This window comes from Nodosilinea sp. LEGE 07298 (assembly GCF_015207265.1).
In the GTDB taxonomy this organism is placed as follows: domain Bacteria; phylum Cyanobacteriota; class Cyanobacteriia; order Phormidesmidales; family Phormidesmidaceae; genus Nodosilinea.
Map to the genome: position 1 here is coordinate 1 of NZ_JADEXE010000601.1, position 1,114 is coordinate 1,114.

At 61.2% G+C, this 1,114-nt stretch carries 2 protein-coding genes; both read left to right on the forward strand.

Going from position 1 to position 1,114, the window contains the following annotated elements; all coding sequences use genetic code 11:
- On the forward strand, positions 1-813 hold an 813-nt coding region (locus tag IQ273_RS33340), incomplete at its 5' end, for an anti-sigma factor domain-containing protein (RefSeq protein WP_228054385.1).
- 167 nt (positions 814-980) lie between these two features.
- Positions 981-1,114, forward strand: a 134-nt coding sequence (locus IQ273_RS36290; RefSeq protein WP_397199251.1) for an FTR1 family protein, incomplete at its 3' end; no start/stop codon positions are given.

Sequence of the window (1,114 nt, forward strand, 5' to 3'; positions counted from 1 at the left end):
TCCCCATTCCGCCCAATGAACTCAATCCCCCTTCCTGAAGACTGGCGATCGCTACTGGCCGGGTACGTGCTTAACGATCTAAGCGACGACGAAGCTGCCCTGGTCGAACAGTGGCTCGGGCAGTACCCCGAGGTGGCTAGCGAGCTAGAGGCTTTGCAGTCTACCTGGGAGAGCCTGCCTACCCTGCTGCCGCCCGTGGCTCCACCACCTGGGGTGCGCGATCGCATTATGGCCACCGTGCAGAACACCACCGTACAGAAAGCTACCGCGCAGAATTCGGCCCCGGCGCTGGCCTCAGAATCTGTGCCAGAACCCGCCGCTGAACCCACTCTTGTCCGCCGTCGTTTGCCTTTGGCTAAGCTAGGTTTGGCCCTGGGCTGGGCCGCCACGGGGTTAGCTCTGGTGCTCGCCCTGCACGAAAACCAGCGATTGCGCCTGGCTCTGATTCAGCAGGAAGCCGTGGTGGCCAGCTTTAGCCAACCCGGCAACCCGCTCTACACTCTCTCTGGCACCGAGGCCGAACCCCAGGCCAGTGGTCGCCTGGTCGTCAACCCTGACGAGCAAACCGCCCTGATTGTCACCACCGACCTGCCTCCCCTGAGTGCCGATCAGGTCTACCGCCTGTGGGCGCTGGCCGACAGCGACCCGGTATTTTGCGGTGAATTTAACCCCGAGGCTGGGCAGGACACAAACCAGTGGGTCTTGCCCGATGCTGCCTGCGGTGCCGAGTCTGTGCAGATGCTGATCACCGCCGAGCAGGTTACGGATCCGCCCGTTCCAGCGGGGGCTTTGGTGTTGCAGAGTCAGTCGTGAAGATGGGGGGACGAGTGGGTGAATGGGCGTAGAGACGCAATTCCATCGCAGCTGGAAATGGGTAGGGGGAATCGTGTTGTAAAAATGGAGCGGCAAGAGTGGGGCGGCAAAGGGTGGGGTTGTTTGACACAATACCTATAGCAACTGTTCCCTAAACTTAGCCAAGCATGGATTTCACCGCTGCTCTGCCGACGTTTTTGATTACCCTGCGCGAGGGGGTAGAGGCGGCTCTCGTCGTCGGTATTGTGCTGGCCTGTTTGGCCAAGGCCAACCGTCAGGTGCTCAACCCCTGGGCCTACGC